The organism is Ekhidna sp. ABH4_415, from assembly GCF_056161305.1.
This window is the reverse complement of record NZ_JBSWYW010000004.1, coordinates 212,238-227,877: the sequence shown is the minus strand read 5'-3', so window position 1 is coordinate 227,877 and position 15,640 is coordinate 212,238. Positions and strand designations below refer to the sequence as shown.

Here is a 15,640-nt window from a genome sequence, read left to right as displayed (position 1 = left end):
TTTTCAATTCAGATTATCCAACGATGTGATCTCTCATCTCTTTCACATTGTTAGCAATATCTGTAAACTGACCCTCAGTCATTTCTGTTCCTTCTCCTAACTGGTCATAAGTTAAGCTTATAAATCTTAAGTTAGGAAGCACTTTCTGTACGTTTTCATCATCTTGGTGATTCTCCATCAGTTCCACCAGCTTGACAACTTGAGCCTTCTGATTGGCTAGAACGGCCATTAGCTCTCCTTTGTTCTCACTCATTTTTACAAGTTCACAGGTAATATGCAATCCTTCGATTACACTTCCTGCTATAACAAGGATGGAAGTTTTTTCTTCTCCATTTTGATTGAGATAATTATATGTATCATAGAATGATTCTGTAACGATAAATATCAATGAGTCAACATTGTCCATGTTGTTTTCAATTCGCTGAGCCATAGACTCATTGAAAGCAGATGTGATGTTAAGATCCTCTATAAGTTTTTTAGATACGTCAAGAAAATCAATGGTTTCCTGAGTTTTATCAAAAGTAGCAGCATAGCTAAGGTCAGCTCCATAGACTCCAAGGTTTGCAGCTTTTTGCCACGTAGCAACATACTGATCTACTTTCGCCGGGTCATTTACAATATCCTGAGAGTAAGATGTATTTGCGTTGCTTAACATTTGAGAAACTTCGAAGGCTGTTGGTAGGGGATAAGTAAATTCCTTCTCCACAAAACTCTCAATTTCCTCTTTCTTTTCAGATGTAGACTCTTCAGCTGACTTTTTTCCTCCACCGCAAGAGATCAAAAAGAATGCGGAAGCAAATAATGAGAAGTGTATAAAGTTCTTTTTCATGAGATTGGTTTGTTTATCGTCAATTCAAATTCAAGATTAAACTAATAATTACATTCATCAAACACTTATCGGGCCAATTTACCTTAAAACAATTATTTGAGCCCAAATTTAGAAGTATGCCAGGCTCTTTCATGTAAATAATAAAATAGCATTTTCAGTACACTCTCTATTAGTGCTATACCTGTGGCTTTTTCAGCAGCCCCAGGATCTTCTCTAAAGATTATGAAGGCAATAAGGAAGGTAGTCAACGAAGCCGTGACCCGCCAGGTAATGGTTTTGAAAAAATGACGAACTGCACTTCTTATTTGCAGCTTTACATTAAACCAGATTCTTTCGTGATAGTAATAAAGAGCCATTTTTATAATGGTCTCGAACAAAGCAACCCAACCTGCTTTCTCTGTGGCGTTTGGATCATCTCGAAAGAAAATCATCGTTAACACAAAGGTTGTTCCCGTTGCTATGATTCTCCAGGTTATTGTCTTGACAAAATGTCTTTTTCTACTGCCTTCCATTGTTTGAGTTGCAGGCAAAAATAGGCTTTGATTGGTTTCTTATATTATGATATCTAGAAAAACGACTCAGAACTTTTGCAGCTGATTATTTAATCACATTTCAGGGTTGTTGTGTGGTTCCACTAATGAGGGGCTCATCATTTTACTGATACACTTTTAGGTAAAAGTCATTTGAATTTAGTTTATTAGAACTTTCATTTTTACGGTGGGAATATTTTAAATGGCTCTGGGGAAAAATCTTACAAAACTTCAAACTTCAAATAAAGCTGACGAAGACACAGCTAAACCGGCACAGGTGGTTGCTGAAAATGATTCCAATCAGGAATCGAGTGAACAGGAAAAGCAGGAAGAGAGTGAGGGAGCTATAAAATCTTATCAGCAATTTTGTGTCTTTAAGTCAGGTAGAGAGGAGTATGCGGTTTCAATCAATCTGGTTAGGGAGGTAGTGCCATATCCACCCCTTGCTTATGTGCCACAAATGCCTGATTATATCAAAGGAATGGCTAACGTACGGGGAAATATATATGGAATTCTAGATTTAGCTGATTTTTTTAAGATTGAAAATAGTGCTCAACCAAAATACCTATTGGTATTGAATGTTGAAAACTATCAAATGGGAATTGCAATTCCGGATGTCCCGGATACATTAATAGTTTCAGATGATATGATTGAGTCATTATCAACCACAAGACTAAAATCCACAGTAGGTCAGAAATACTTAAAAGGAATTATTAAAAAAGATCGCCGAATGATTATCCTATTCGATATATTAGGAATGATTTCGAGTGACAAATTCACCGTAGTAAGCTAAATGCTTTATTTACAGAATAGTTAACCAATTCTAAGATGCTAAAGAATTTTACCATACGCCGAAAAATGATGCTGTTTATCCTCGGATTATCAGTCATCATATATGTAATTACCATTGGATACATCAGTTACAATCTGCGGCAAAATGCTATTACGGAGGCAGAAAAGCTGGCTGACTCCTATGCCACACAAAAAGCCAATGAAATTAAAGTAATAATCGATGAGGATTTAGCTGTAGCCCGAATCATGGCGGAGGCGGTAGAAGAGTTTACCTATATGCCAGATCAACAGCGTAACGAGCTTAGAAAAACTTTCCTTGAAAAGGTATTAATGCTGTATCCAAAATACGATGCTACCTGGATGAGCTGGCAGTTGGAATTCATTGATCCCAACTGGGATAAAAGTTATGGTAGAGAAAGATTTAACTCATACATGGATGGGGATGAAGTAAAATCCTCTTTAGAGTTAGCTGAGCTGGATGGTAGCAAGGCAAGTACACTATATGAAAGATTCAAAGCAGAAGATGATCTCATCGAATTACTAAGTGAGCCTTATTGGTATTTAGACTATGACTATTCCTCCAATACACGAGATTCTCTATTAGGTATTTCTCCAACTGTTCGAATGGAAGTTGATGGAAGGTTTGCAGGAGTAATTGGAACTGATATGTCAGTAGATGATTTTCAGAGCATTTCTCAGGTGGATTTCTATGACAATGCTTATGCGCTTTTGGTATCTAATGGTGGAGTGATTACTGCTCATCAAGATGCTCACCTTTTTAATCAACCAATGGATACCTTAAATATCATCAAGGACAGCCCGTTGAATGTGGCTCAAAAAATGAAAGGAGGACAACCTTTTTCCTATCGTGCGCATGACGAAACTCTTAACGATGACGTCTATGTTTCTTTTGCCAGCATCCCAATCGGGCGATCAGGCGAATCGTGGTGGGCGGTGTTTGTCGTGCCCGTATCTGAAATCACCGCTCCATTTAATTCGACCTTTCGGTGGACAATCATTATAGGTTTAATTGGTTTAATTCTTCTTTCATTTACTGTATGGACGTTAGCCAATCGAATTACTGATTCACTGGATAAGTCGAATACATTGCTAAAAAGTCTGGCGAAAGGAGTGCTGGACAACTCACTGATAATTAAAAAGATATCTCAAGATGAATTAGGAGAGATTGCACAATCTGTGAATAAGCTCCTGGGTGAGTTGAGAAAGAAAGCTGAATTTTCGAGAGAGGTTGGTGAAGGAAACCTTAATGCAGATTTTGAAATCTCAGGCGAGAATGATGTGTTAGGAGCATCCTTGATCATGATGAGAAATAACCTGCGTTCTGTAATAGATGAAACGAACGAGGTGGTTCAGCATGCGGAGGGCGAAGGGGATCTTACTTCAAGGATCAATCCTGATAACAAATCAGGAGCCTGGAGAGAATTGAGTATTTCAATAAATAGTCTGCTGGAATCAGTTTCAAAACCATTTTCTGTGCTGAATGAAATGGCAAACAGGATGGCTGAGGGTGATTTAACTGTCAGATATAATGAAGAAGCAAAAGGGGACATCCTTAACCTCAAGGATAATCTGAATAAAGCACTTCACAATTTGGACGAATTACTTGATGGTATTGTGAAAAATGCAAACATCATTGGTGACAGTTCAATGGAGATGCTTTCTGCTAGCGAGGAGATGAATACAAATACAGGCGAGATTGCTTCGGCCATTGCGGAGATGAGTAGTGGTGCACAAACTCAGGTAAGCAAAGTAGATGAATCTTCAAATCTTGTTGAAAACATTCAACGTGCAGCTACCAGTATGAGCGATCAGGCAGAAGAAATCAATGCTGCAGCCCATAAGGTATCTGAAAGTTCAGAAAAAGGACTTACCATGGTTAACAAAGTAGGTTTCAGCATGAAGGATATAAAAGCCTTTGCCAATGAAACAAATAAGTCGATACAGGTATTGACTGAACGGTCGAAAGAGATCACAAGAGTATTAGGAATCATTACAGATATTGCTTCACAAACTAATCTACTTGCACTTAATGCTGCAATTGAAGCAGCACAGGCAGGAGATGCCGGAAGAGGATTTGCAGTAGTAGCAGAAGAGATCAGAAAACTGGCGGAAGACTCCAGGAACTCTGCTCGAGAAATTGAGAAGCTGATTACAGACGTGCAGAATGATACCGCTGCAGCTGCTAAGGTAATTGAAGTGATGAATGAGAGTATTTTAGGTGGTGAGAGTGCATCTACCGATGCATCTGAAGCCTTTAGAGAAATCGCTTCTTCATCTAATCAAAACCTTGAGATTTCCAAGCAGATTCTAGAGGCGACAAAAGAACAGATGGATAGCATCAAAAATGTTGTTACAATCACAGAAGGAATTGTAGTAATCGCAGAGGAGACTGCAGCAGGTACTGAACAGGTGGCAAGTTCAGCCACGGAGCTTTCTGCGGGAATGGAAAGCTACACCCAGCGATCAGAGGAAGTGACTGAAATAGCAAGAACACTTAAAGAGCGGGTGGGAATGTTTAAGCTTTCAAAGAAAGACAATGAATAATGGTGATATATTCCATTATAAATCAAAAAGGGGGGACTGGTAAAACGACAACCGCCATTAACCTGGGAGCTGCTCTAAATAGGCGAGCAAAGGATGTTTTATTAATTGATCTGGATGCCCAGGGAAATTTGAGTTATTCGCTAGGCGTAAACGAATTTGAAAAATCAATGGCTAATGTGCTTTTGGGGGAATGTTCATTAACAGAAACTCTCAAAACCAGCGAGGGGTTAGCCCTTGCTCCTTCAGATAATGATCTGGCAGATGCGGAACTATCTCTGGCTACTGCTGGTGGACATGAAAAAGCACTCGATACGGTCCTCAAAGATGTAAGTGGATATGACTATGTATTAATCGATTGCCCACCATCCCTTTCAACACTCACTGTCAATGCCTTATTAGCCTCAGATAGGGTGATTATACCCATGCAGATGGAAGTATTGAGTCTTCAGGGACTGGATCAGATCATGCAAACTATTCAGAAAGTGACTTCTACTTTTTCAAAGGAATTGATTATTGAAGGCGTATTGCCTGTGATGGTTGATAAGCGTCGAAAGCTAAGTCAGGAGGTAAAGGATTACATCCTTGAGAATTATGAGCTTAAGATTTTTGATAGCATGATCCGAAGCAATGTAAAGGCTTCTGAGGCTCCATCATTTGGTAAAAGTGTTGTTAACTATAAACCCACTTCCAATGCTGCTGTTGATTATATGCACTTTGGTGACGAAATCTTAGAGTTAAATGCATAGTTGATATGGCACTAGGGAAGAATTTAAAGCGGAAGAAATTAATCACTGAGGAGTCCAAGGAAAAGGAACCTAAGAAGGTGAAAAAGAGGTCGTTGATCAAAAAAGAGGATTCTGTTAAGAAATCAGTTAAATCAGCCAAAAAAACGACTAAATCATCTAAAAAAACAACAAGTGATAAGGATGCAATAGCAAAAAATAAAAAGAATACAGTATCCACTTCTAAAACCGCTAAAGGAACAAGCAAGAAACAGAAGGAGAAAGGACAAGAACCTGCTCCACAGTTTGACCCTGTGCTTTCAAATTATATAGCAAAAGAGCTAAGGGAACGGAAAATAAAGTTGAGAAAACAATATGGGGCAGAGATTGCTGAGTTACAGAATCAAACCATTCAATTAGTCAGCTTTATTATTAATGGCGAGTTATACGGTGTTGATATTCATATTGTCAAGGAGATTGTGAAACTCCCATCACTATCCAAAACTCCCAATACGCCCAAGCACATAAAGGGGCTCGCTAATGTAAGGGGTACCTCATATGTGGTTTTTGATTTAGCCTCACGGTTTGGAATTGAGAATATTGCAGACCCTAACTTCCTGATGATATTAAATCACCAGGAAGTTAAAGCTAGTTTGGTTTTAGAATCTTTGCCAACCACACTAAAAGTAGAAGGGAAAAGTATTTCATCGGAAATACAAATGATTGAGGATGCAACATTGGATTTGTCTTATATAAAGGGGATCATTCACATGGATGATAACCTTGTTTACTACCTGGATATTATTGAAATGCTGAGGAATGATAAGGCAATTGTAATTCCTGATGAATTGAAGAATTAATGGCCGTAAAACTTAAAATATTAGTTGTTGACGATTCTGCTTTTATGCGGCTCCTTATTACTGATTTGCTTTCAGAAGACAAAGAGATTGAAGTGGCCGGAACTGCAACCAATGGATTGGAGGCTATTGAGAAGACCGAGCAGTTAAAACCTGATATAGTCTTGCTAGACCTTAATATGGCTGACTATGATGGTCTGTATGCAGTAAAAGGAATCATGCAAAAGAATCCGACTCCAATCCTGATACTTAGCTCTGTAGGAAATACCGATTTACAGCCTGTGTTTGAAGCTCTTAAGAGCGGAGCAGTTGATTACATCAATAAACCGGACAGGAACAAATCAAAAATGCGCGAACTTCAGAAGGAGTTAGTGCAAAAAATAAAGAGCACCTCCAGAGCTAAACCAAAAAAAATAGGGTCAGCAAAATCGAAAATAAAAGTTGTACCTCGTAAGCGTGCGAGAAAATCTAATTATAACCTTATTGCTATAGGAGCTTCCACAGGAGGTCCTACGGCTATTGAAAGAGTCATTTGCTCACTTCCTGAGGATTTTGATATTCCCATAGTGGTGTGTCAGCACATGCCGAATGTTTTCATACCTCAATTTGTTCAGCGTTTAGGCTCATTAACAGACCTAGAGGTTGTTTCTGCGACAAAGGGAATGACTCCAACGCCCGGAGTGGTGATGTTTTGTCCCGGACATGCCAATCTAATCCTTAAGAAAGAGAAGGGTAAAGTGTTTGTAGATTTTACAGATGAAGTTTACCCGGAATACAATAATCCATCCATAAACGCAATGATGCTGAGTGCTGCAAAAGTGTATGGGAATCATGTGGTAGGTGTTATTTTGACAGGGATGGGCAAGGATGGTGTGAAAGGGATGAAAGCAATCAATGAAGTCGGAGGAAAAACAATTGCTCAGAATAAAGAAAGTAGTGTGATTTACGGAATGCCTAAGGCAGCATCGGAGGCGGGAGCAATTGAGGCTATTTTAGATATAAAGGATATTGGAAATTATTTAGTCAACAACCTATAAGTGTCATCTAAAGAAGAAGAATATCGCGAGTTATTTCTAACCGAAGCACTTGAAAACTTCGAAGAGCTTAATAGGCTTTTTGTGGAATTGGAAAAAGACCAGTCCAGTAAGAAAGCCATTGCAAACATCTTTCGAATCGTTCATACCCTAAAAGGGAATGCGATGGGTATGGGATATGAGAAGATCGCAGATCTATCCCATACGATGGAGGATATTTTTGGGGCTATCAAAAATGGTGAAATCACACTTGATAAGGAACTGGTAGATGCCCTATTCAGAGCCAATGATAAACTGGGAGGACTAATAAATGCTGTTACATCCGGTGAGCGTGTGAGCTATCTTGGCATCAAAACAAAACTCACTGTTTACCTTAAAAATGCACTTGAGGAAAGTGAAGGTGATGCAGGAACCAGTGAGGATCAAAATGGAGGAGACCTTGCAGTGGAAGGTGAACCTCAGCAAGAGGTAGTTGAGGAGGAGACAGGGACGATTAAGTTTGCTGATGTTGTTCAGATTCCAGTCAAAAGGATGGATGAGCTCCTCAATATGGTGGGTGAGTTGGTGATTGAAAGAGACAGACTCATTGCTTTGTTTGGTGCAGAAGGCAAGAGCACACTTGAATTTGAACGAATCAAGCGAATTTCATCCAATCTGCATTACGGGATCATGAATGTTCGGATGGTACAGATGGGCTTTCTCTTTAACAAGTTTCACAGGGTATTAAGAGATGCTGCTTCATCAGAAAACAAATCCGTTGAGTTAGTGTTAAAAGGAACTGAGGTAGAGATTGATAGAAATATCCTCAAGATAATTAGTGACTCTATGGTTCACCTGGTAAGGAACGCGGTTGGTCACGGCATTGAGTCCTCCGAGGAAAGAAGAAATTCAGGAAAAGAACTTACAGCAAAAGTTACTTTAGATGCAAAGCTTGAAAAGGATAGTGTGGTGATTACGGTTTCTGATGATGGAAAGGGTATTGATCAAACAAAAATTAAAGAAAAGATTGTTCGACAGAAGATGGTGACACAAGAAGTTGCTGATCAGTTGAGCGAAAATGAAATCATACGCTATATTTTTGAACCGGGCTTTTCCAGTGCTGATAAAGTAACAGACATTTCAGGAAGAGGAGTGGGAATGGACGTGGTAAAGAAATCTGTTGAATCAATTGGTGGGCAAGTGTTGGTTGAGACAGAGTTAGGAATAGGAACATCGATTCATTTGATTTTGCCATCATCACTGGCTTTGAAGGGAGCTTTACTATTTGAAGTATCCGGACAGGATTATGCCATACCACTAACATATATTGACTCTGTTTCTTATATTACCAAAGAGGAGATTCATCTTGTAGGGGATAGCATGATGTTCAACTACCAGGATAAGTCAATTCCGGTTATTTTCCTTGAAGGTCTAATCAAAACAACCAATATCAACTCGATTGATCAGGAAAAAATTGGACTTAGCTATCTTAAAAATATTAATGAATCCTTTGAATTGAATGTTATTATAGCAACTCATTCTGGAAGATTACTTGGCCTAGTGGTGGATAAACTCCAACGGCAGAAAGAAATTGTAGAGAAAAATCTACCCAAACCACTCGACGCGAGTCGGTTATTAAGTGGAACCACCATACTTGGATCTGGTAATGTTTGTCCTGTGTTGGATGTAGCATCCATTATGGATATTTTATTTCAATCAGCAACTAAAAAAGTAGAGTCATAGCAACGATAACGACAGATATGATAAGTGATGAGGAGCTCACTGCGCTTATGCAGGCGATTAACAATCGTTATGGGCTTGATTTCACGAACTATGAGCGGACCTCTCTCAAGCGGGGGATAGTGCGGCTTATGATGAAACACAATATGGATACCATACTGGAGTTATGGTCTCTCACACTGAAAGACAATGAATTCTTTCTTTCCGCTATAGATGATCTCCTGGTGAATCTTACTGAGCTTTTTCGAAACCCAGATGTTTGGATGAAATTAAGGGATGAAATAATCCCATCAATCTCAAGCAGCACAATTAAAATATGGCACGCAGGCTGTTCCACAGGTGAAGAAGTTTATACCATGAACATTGTTTTGGAAACTTTGAATATGCTCAATAAAAGTAAGTTAGTAGCAACAGATCTTAGCACCACTGCCTTAAATAAAGCAAAGAAAGGAGACTACTCCTTACCAACACTCAAGCAGTATCTCGTCCCTTTCTTAAAGTTCTTTCCGGATAGACAGCTCGAGGATTACTTTGATTTTCATGATAAACATGCAAATATTCAATCGAAGTATCAAACCAATGTGACTTTCAAAAAGCACAATCTGGTAATGGATTCAATGAATGATCGGTTTGACATCATTTTTTGTAGGAATGTAATGATCTATTTTGATGAAACACTAAAAAATAGAGTATTGGACCTTTTACATTCTTGCCTCAAAGATGACGGCTACCTTATAATAGGATATTACGACATAATGCCAGAATACGGAAAAACTAAATTCAGTATTCATGATGTAAAGACACGGATTTATAAGAAAATTTCAGATTAAACAAAAGACCTATGCGAGTACTTATCGTAGACGATTCCACTTACATCCGCTCCAGCCTTCGTTCACTTCTGGAAGAGCAGGGATATGAGGTTGTGGGAGAAGCCAAAAATGGAGAGATGGCCATCGATCTCGCGATGGAGTTGAATCCAGATGTGATTACACTGGACAATATACTTCCCGATATGACAGGACTGGATGTTTTGAAGACCATCAATACAGATGATTTTAATGCAACCGTGATTATGATAAGTGCTGTTGGGCAGCAGTCAGCAATCGTGGATGCCATGTCCAGTGGAGCTAAACATTATCTGGTAAAGCCGTTTGACAATTCAGAGTTAATCGCTATTTTGAAGGAACTCGATGAAGATTCTTGATTGTTCGCCTAAAACTTTAAACAGATTGGAAATAAAGGACTATTTTGACAAAAAAAAACCAACAACCATATTTTAAGAAGCGTATGATTGCAGATTTGAATGAAAGTGAACTTAAAATAGCCACGAAGCTAATATTCGATGGGTTGTCGATGGCTAAGTCTTCTATGGAGCAAATTCTACAGAGCCCTATATCTATTGAAAAAATAGATTATGTGAGTGCAGATTTGGATTTGGAGCGTTTTGGTGGGCCCAATCAGGATGTTCACCTAATCAAAACGGAGCTAATGGGTGAGCTAAAAGGAACCAGCCACCTCATTTTTTCGGAAAAGGAAGTTGCCAAGCTATATGAGGCATGTCTTCCTGAGAAAGTAGCTAAAGATGATTCTAAAGAAAGTACCATCATGAAGCTAGGGTTTCTCACAGAAATAGATAACATGGTTTCTGCGGCTGTTATTACAGAGTTTTCTAACTTTTTGGATGTAGAGATATATGGAAATGTCCCATCGCTGAAAGTATTAAAAGCAACTGAATTGAATGATTTTATAGTTAAAGAATCCAGCGAATTCGAATCAATTATTCATTTCAAGGCAGTTTTTCATGGAAAAGAACTAGATATTTGTCCAGATTTTATTTGGGTGTTTCACAATAAGTTTGTGGACAAAATTAAGAACCTGGTTTAATTACTCATTATCACCCTAATCGTGCTACTACTAAGTGTGTTATGTTAAATAAAGTGATAAAACAGTAATTTAAAGTAAAATGAGCAAGAAAGTATTGATCGTTGATGATTCTATTTATATGAGGTCATTAATAAAGTCTGCGATGGAAGGAGCAGGTTTCGAAGTAGTGGGTGAAGCCCAAAATGGCGAAAGTGCCATTGATTTAGCCGTGCAATTACAGCCGGATCTGATTACATTAGACAACATCCTGCCGGATATGATGGGTTTTGAAATACTCAAAGTATTGAAGGATGAAGAAGTACCTTCAAAAGTTATTATGGTAAGTGCCGTTGGTCAGCAAACAGTTGTAAACAAGGGACTTTCACTAGGCGCTTCAGAATATATTGTTAAACCATTTACCGAAGAGGATTTACTCAAGGTAGTAGAAAAAGTGCTTGCATAGCCAATATGCAATATTCATGATAAATCGACTTACCAACCTTCCAATACGCCAAAAATTTGCGGTAATTATTATTCCGCTTATAATTATCATTTTGGCCTTTGATTACCTTCAGGTTAGATATCATTATTTGGATTATTCAGATAGTGTCAGGCTAAACAAAGCCATCACTGTTGGAATTGAGATTAATCATGTTGTACATGAAATTCAAAAAGAAAGGAGTATATCCTCTGGTTTCCTGGCCAATGAAGGAGAAAGTTTCGGCGTAAAACTGAGTCAGCAGAGACAAAAAACAGATAGCACACTTCAACAATACTACAATGAGCTATCTAGTGGTGACCTTGGTGAGCTCATTGAGTTGCACCGTGGGGATTTGGACGAGCTGAATACCTACTTTGATAAATTAACCACGTTACGTAAAAGTATTGATCAGCATCGGATTTCTTCGGAAGAATCGATTGATCGTTTTTCGGACATCAACAACACAGCATTAAACACTGTTATTAAGCTTATTGACGAAACACGTGACAAGGAAATTGCTCAACAAATACATGCGATCATATATTTTCTAAAGTCAAAGGAATACGCAAGTATTGAGCGTGCTATTGGAACCCAGACCTTTTCGCATAACCATATAGGATTCGATCTATATAATCGCTTTACTACATTGGTAGCGCGACAGAATTCTTATTTGGATGCCTTTGAGATCATTGCCAATGAAGAATCCATTGCATATTACGCTCAGATGGTGCAGGGCGAGGAAGTTTTAGAGGTAGAGCGAATGAGACAAGTGGTTTTTTTGAATGACACACTCTCAGAAAGCCCGGATCACTGGTATGACGTAAGTACAGATAAGATCAATCGTTTAAAGCGAGTAGAAGACTACATGTCTGATAAGATTCAGACGCGTACTCAAGAGATAGCCAGCCAGTCGGTAAAGAACTTTTGGACATTCCTAATTTTGGATGTTACAATTGGTATTATCGCTTTTTGGTTAATGACAACATTGGTAAGCAACCTGCTTAAAAATGTCAGCATTCTTGAGGCCTTCACTAGAAGAATTTCAGCCGGTGATCTTTCTAAAAAAGTAGTCATTCCAACTAACGATGAACTTGGTCAGTATGCCAAAACCTTTAATAAAATGGTTTTGGAGATTCGAAAGTCTCAATTTGAACTACGTAAGCAGAGAGACAAGGCTAAGTTTCTATACAAAAATATTTATGGTGTTTCTTTAGTTGTTTTTGAGAATATAGAGCAAGGTATTTTCTTGTTAGACAAGGAGTTTAAAATCTCTAAATTCCATTCCAAGGCAATGAAAGAGATTTTCAACAATGACCGAATTGCTGGAGAGAACTTTACTGATTTTATGCGCCCATTGATCCTACCTCGTGAATTAGAGGCGTTGGAGATGTTTATGAGACACCTTTTCAACGAGGATATGGATGAAGAGGTGGTGAATCAATTAAATCCAATTGATCAGGTCAAAATCCATACAGAACAAAACGGAATAGTAGCTACAAAATACATACGGGTAGAATTCACGCGAATTTTCAGAAAAAATAAGATTCAGAACATAATGGTATCTGTCTCTGATGAGACTGAGTCTATCTTGTTACAGCAGCATTTAAGTGAGGCAGAGAAGAAGAAACAGCAGGAAACAGAAAGAGTACTCAGTATTCTTAAAATTGATCCGTCGATACTGCGTGGATTCTTGCATAACTCACGTAAGATGCTGAAGAGCATTTCCGAAAAGTATGAAAAGAATGAGGGAGACGAATACTCAGAACTGCTTAGTTTCACTTTTGACATTATTCACAACCTTAAAGGCAATGCAGTAGTGATAGGCATGGAGCTAATGGCAAACAAGTTCCATGAAATAGAGGAAGCAATTACAGCTTTACAATCTAAGGATGTCAGAGGAAAAGACTTCCTGGCCATCCTGTATGAGGTAGATGAAGCTGATCGAATGATTGCTGAAATAGCCGAAATGCTATACAAGATCATTAATATCTATAAAAAATTCCCTGCAGAAGGTGACTCTGTTTCCAATATCATGGTGATTGATTCACTTGAAAGAGGTGCTGAGCTAATTGCAAAAGAGGAAGGGAAAACAGTCAATGTGACTTTCGATAATCTGGAGAATATGATCCTTCCTGAGACTTACATTGAGCCATTTAAGGATATGATGATTCAGCTGATTCGTAACTCCATAGTTCATGGTATCGAGGCGCCAAGTGTCAGGATGAATGAAGGAAAGTCAATAACGGGAGAGATACTCATTGAACTATCAAAGAGCGATCATGAGTTGTTTATCAGATACAAGGATGATGGTAGAGGGCTGGATATGAACCGAATTAAGCAACAGGCTGTCAAGAATGGCATTGCATCACAAGATGAACTTGATTCGATGGAGGATTTCGAGATTGTTGATTTGATATTTAATGAAGGCTTTTCAACAGCCGATAAGTCTGATGCAAATGCAGGAAGAGGGCAAGGCATGCACTTGGTGAAGTCGATCTTAGATGAACATAAAGGTGCTTATGAAATCACTTACACAGAAGGTAAGGAGTTTCAGATGATCATTAAGCTACCAGTATTGAATACAGGAAAAGAAACTGAAGAAGCATGAAAGAGCGACTGTTGATTGTGGATGATTCTTCGGTAATGAGAAGAACCATTGAAAAAAATCTTGCAGATTATGACCTGGAAATAATAGGCCAGGCAGCAAATGGAGTAGAAGCCGTACAAATGGTAATGGACAATAAACCCGATGTTGTGACATTGGATATTACCATGCCGGAAATGGATGGGATTGCATGCCTGGAAGAGATCATGAAAATCAACCCTGATACGAAAGTGATGATTATTACTGCATTGGCAGATAAACTCACTGGGCTTATTGCTCTTGATAAGGGCGCCAGAGGGTTTATGTACAAGCCGGTTAATGCAGACGATCTTGCAAAGGCATTTGATAAATTACTGAAGAGGGATGGAGAGTAGGAAAGAAGAATTTGAGGCTACCTGTAACCTGTTTATCAATTCGGTGAGTAACTATTTTAAGCACCTCACAGAAATTGATTCTGATATGAAGGTTCCATACCTGAAGGAGTCCGAGGGACTTGTGCTCAAAGACTTTACCGGCATGATTGGAATATCAGGTAGTCGGCAGGGTTTTGTTTATATTTCAGCAAACAGGGAAATGTTTGCTGACCTGATAAATATGTTCATTGGGATAGAAGATCCTTCAGAAGAAGATATTCTGGATATGGCGGGAGAAATTTCAAATGTTGTTGCTGGAAATGTGCGTGCCAATCTTGGCGCTAATTTTATGATTTCTGTACCTACAGTCTTTGAAGGGATGCCTGAGGAACTTAATATTCCCGAAAACGTTTCAATGTATGTTATTCCAATTAAGTGGAATAACCACGAAGCGTTTGTGGTGTTAGGTTTGGATTGATAGGAAAAGCGAAAGTCGCAAAAGGAAAAATAAGTGAGCAAGGAGTCTAACTGGATTGTAAACTTTGATCGGATTGAGGACAGCACTAGAAGAAATTATTTTTCAGTGTTACCTCAGGAAGAGCGGTTGATGGAGTTTTTTTCAGATGGTTTCGTTTTGAATAAACCAAAAGGCAGTGTAGGAGGGGATGGCTTCTGGCTACATAAGCACGATGATGATGTCTATCTGGCACTATTTACGTGTGTAGGAGAAGGTCATCTGGCTAGCATGATGATTCGTATCTACATGAATGCCTTAAAAAAAATGGTTGATGGATATGCCATTGACTTTCCGGGATCCATTCTACTATTCTTGCATCGAGAGGTACAGGCGCGTTTCAAAGATAAAAACAACATTCTCCTCAACACTAATGCAAACGTTGGTATTGTGAAGGTAAATACCAAAACCAAAGAAATGGAGTTTGCTGGAGCGAATATGGATCTTTTACAAGTTAACAGGAGGGGAGTTAAAATAATTAATGGAGATGATATTCAGGTCGGAGAACCCAGAGAACAACGACCGGGATATAATTCTAACACCTTATCAGAAACAAAGGAATCTAACTTCTTTTTGTGCAGTACAGGTGTGTTTAATCTTATCGGTGGACCTGAAGAAAAAAAGCTAACCAAAGCACAGCTTGGTGATTTTCTGAAGGAAAAACGACAAATCCGTATGTCTGATCAGAAGGGTCTGGCTGATCAATACCTAACAGCATGGACGGGCGCCAATCGTCAAAATGATGATATAATGATGATCGGTTTTAAGGCTTGATT

General features: G+C 38.7%; 16 protein-coding genes. 14 read left to right on the top strand and 2 right to left on the bottom strand.

Annotated features, from left to right (window positions below; all coding sequences use genetic code 11):
- Positions 1–13: 13 nt before the first annotated feature.
- Together ACXAH9_RS08325 and ACXAH9_RS08320 are read right to left on the bottom strand one after the other, a co-directional pair.
- Positions 14–829 (bottom strand): hypothetical protein, encoded by an 816-nt coding sequence (locus ACXAH9_RS08325; protein ID WP_474894402.1) that lies wholly within the window; start codon positions 827–829, stop codon positions 14–16.
- A 92-nt stretch (positions 830–921) separates the two neighbouring features.
- Positions 922–1,341, bottom strand: coding sequence for a DUF2061 domain-containing protein (locus ACXAH9_RS08320; RefSeq protein ID WP_474894401.1), 420 nt, complete (start codon positions 1,339–1,341; stop codon positions 922–924).
- 220 nt (positions 1,342–1,561) lie between these two features.
- On the opposite strand from ACXAH9_RS08320, the gene ACXAH9_RS08315 reads away from it, so the two are divergent.
- The 14 genes from ACXAH9_RS08315 to ACXAH9_RS08250 all read left to right on the top strand — a co-directional run bounded on the left by ACXAH9_RS08315 (position 1,562) and on the right by ACXAH9_RS08250 (position 15,638).
- Positions 1,562–2,152, top strand: coding sequence for a chemotaxis protein CheW (locus ACXAH9_RS08315; protein ID WP_474894400.1), 591 nt, complete (start codon positions 1,562–1,564; stop codon positions 2,150–2,152).
- Positions 2,153–2,187: 35 nt separating this feature from the next.
- Positions 2,188–4,716, top strand: a complete 2,529-nt coding sequence (locus tag ACXAH9_RS08310) for a methyl-accepting chemotaxis protein (protein WP_474894399.1) — start codon at positions 2,188–2,190, stop codon at positions 4,714–4,716.
- Positions 4,716–5,462: a ParA family protein gene (locus ACXAH9_RS08305; RefSeq protein WP_474894398.1), complete on the top strand. Its 747-nt coding sequence runs from the start codon at positions 4,716–4,718 to the stop codon at positions 5,460–5,462. The genes ACXAH9_RS08310 and ACXAH9_RS08305 overlap by 1 nt, the downstream gene beginning before the upstream one ends.
- A 5-nt stretch (positions 5,463–5,467) precedes the next feature.
- Positions 5,468–6,298, top strand: a complete 831-nt coding sequence (locus tag ACXAH9_RS08300; protein WP_474894397.1) for a chemotaxis protein CheW — start codon at positions 5,468–5,470, stop codon at positions 6,296–6,298.
- The gene (cheB, locus tag ACXAH9_RS08295) at positions 6,298–7,332 is read left to right on the top strand and encodes a chemotaxis-specific protein-glutamate methyltransferase CheB (RefSeq protein ID WP_474894396.1); all 1,035 of its coding nucleotides are present in this window, start codon (positions 6,298–6,300) and stop codon (positions 7,330–7,332) included. The genes ACXAH9_RS08300 and cheB overlap by 1 nt, the downstream gene beginning before the upstream one ends.
- Positions 7,333–9,051, top strand: coding sequence for a chemotaxis protein CheA (locus tag ACXAH9_RS08290; protein WP_474894395.1), 1,719 nt, complete (start codon positions 7,333–7,335; stop codon positions 9,049–9,051). It begins immediately after the preceding gene.
- A gap of 17 nt (positions 9,052–9,068) precedes the next feature.
- Positions 9,069–9,878 (top strand): CheR family methyltransferase, encoded by an 810-nt coding sequence (locus ACXAH9_RS08285; RefSeq protein ID WP_474894394.1) that lies wholly within the window; start codon positions 9,069–9,071, stop codon positions 9,876–9,878.
- A gap of 11 nt (positions 9,879–9,889) precedes the next feature.
- Positions 9,890–10,252 (top strand): response regulator, encoded by a 363-nt coding sequence (locus tag ACXAH9_RS08280; RefSeq protein WP_474894393.1) that lies wholly within the window; start codon positions 9,890–9,892, stop codon positions 10,250–10,252.
- Positions 10,253–10,296: 44 nt separating this feature from the next.
- Positions 10,297–10,932: a hypothetical protein gene (locus ACXAH9_RS08275; RefSeq protein ID WP_474894392.1), complete on the top strand. Its 636-nt coding sequence runs from the start codon at positions 10,297–10,299 to the stop codon at positions 10,930–10,932.
- A 79-nt stretch (positions 10,933–11,011) separates the two neighbouring features.
- Complete coding sequence (locus tag ACXAH9_RS08270) at positions 11,012–11,374, top strand: response regulator (RefSeq protein ID WP_349567155.1); 363 nt, start codon at positions 11,012–11,014, stop codon at positions 11,372–11,374.
- 16 nt (positions 11,375–11,390) lie between these two features.
- Positions 11,391–14,000, top strand: coding sequence for a nitrate- and nitrite sensing domain-containing protein (locus ACXAH9_RS08265; RefSeq protein WP_474894391.1), 2,610 nt, complete (start codon positions 11,391–11,393; stop codon positions 13,998–14,000).
- A complete protein-coding gene (locus ACXAH9_RS08260) occupies positions 13,997–14,371 on the top strand; it encodes a response regulator (protein WP_474894390.1) in 375 nt (124 codons plus the stop codon). Before ACXAH9_RS08265 ends, ACXAH9_RS08260 begins: the two co-directional genes overlap by 4 nt.
- A complete protein-coding gene (locus ACXAH9_RS08255) occupies positions 14,361–14,828 on the top strand; it encodes a chemotaxis protein CheX (RefSeq protein WP_474894389.1) in 468 nt (155 codons plus the stop codon). Before ACXAH9_RS08260 ends, ACXAH9_RS08255 begins: the two co-directional genes overlap by 11 nt.
- A gap of 33 nt (positions 14,829–14,861) precedes the next feature.
- On the top strand, positions 14,862–15,638 hold the full coding sequence (locus ACXAH9_RS08250) for a hypothetical protein (protein ID WP_474894388.1): 777 nt from the start codon (positions 14,862–14,864) through the stop codon (positions 15,636–15,638).
- Positions 15,639–15,640: the final 2 nt, after the last annotated feature.

Bases quoted from the DNA above. Each gene is read 5' to 3' on its own strand.
- ACXAH9_RS08325 (WP_474894402.1), bottom strand. From the start codon at position 829: ATGAAAAAGAACTTTATACACTTCTCATTATTTGCTTCCGCATTCTTT.
- ACXAH9_RS08270 (WP_349567155.1), top strand. From the start codon at position 11,012: ATGAGCAAGAAAGTATTGATCGTTGATGATTCTATTTATATGAGGTCA.
- ACXAH9_RS08310 (WP_474894399.1), top strand. From the start codon at position 2,188: ATGCTAAAGAATTTTACCATACGCCGAAAAATGATGCTGTTTATCCTC.
- cheB (WP_474894396.1), top strand. From the start codon at position 6,298: ATGGCCGTAAAACTTAAAATATTAGTTGTTGACGATTCTGCTTTTATG.
- ACXAH9_RS08315 (WP_474894400.1), top strand. From the start codon at position 1,562: ATGGCTCTGGGGAAAAATCTTACAAAACTTCAAACTTCAAATAAAGCT.
- ACXAH9_RS08265 (WP_474894391.1), top strand. From the start codon at position 11,391: ATGATAAATCGACTTACCAACCTTCCAATACGCCAAAAATTTGCGGTA.
- ACXAH9_RS08285 (WP_474894394.1), top strand. From the start codon at position 9,069: ATGATAAGTGATGAGGAGCTCACTGCGCTTATGCAGGCGATTAACAAT.
- ACXAH9_RS08305 (WP_474894398.1), top strand. From the start codon at position 4,716: ATGGTGATATATTCCATTATAAATCAAAAAGGGGGGACTGGTAAAACG.
- ACXAH9_RS08320 (WP_474894401.1), bottom strand. From the start codon at position 1,341: ATGGAAGGCAGTAGAAAAAGACATTTTGTCAAGACAATAACCTGGAGA.
- ACXAH9_RS08300 (WP_474894397.1), top strand. From the start codon at position 5,468: ATGGCACTAGGGAAGAATTTAAAGCGGAAGAAATTAATCACTGAGGAG.
- ACXAH9_RS08255 (WP_474894389.1), top strand. From the start codon at position 14,361: ATGGAGAGTAGGAAAGAAGAATTTGAGGCTACCTGTAACCTGTTTATC.
- ACXAH9_RS08260 (WP_474894390.1), top strand. From the start codon at position 13,997: ATGAAAGAGCGACTGTTGATTGTGGATGATTCTTCGGTAATGAGAAGA.
- ACXAH9_RS08280 (WP_474894393.1), top strand. From the start codon at position 9,890: ATGCGAGTACTTATCGTAGACGATTCCACTTACATCCGCTCCAGCCTT.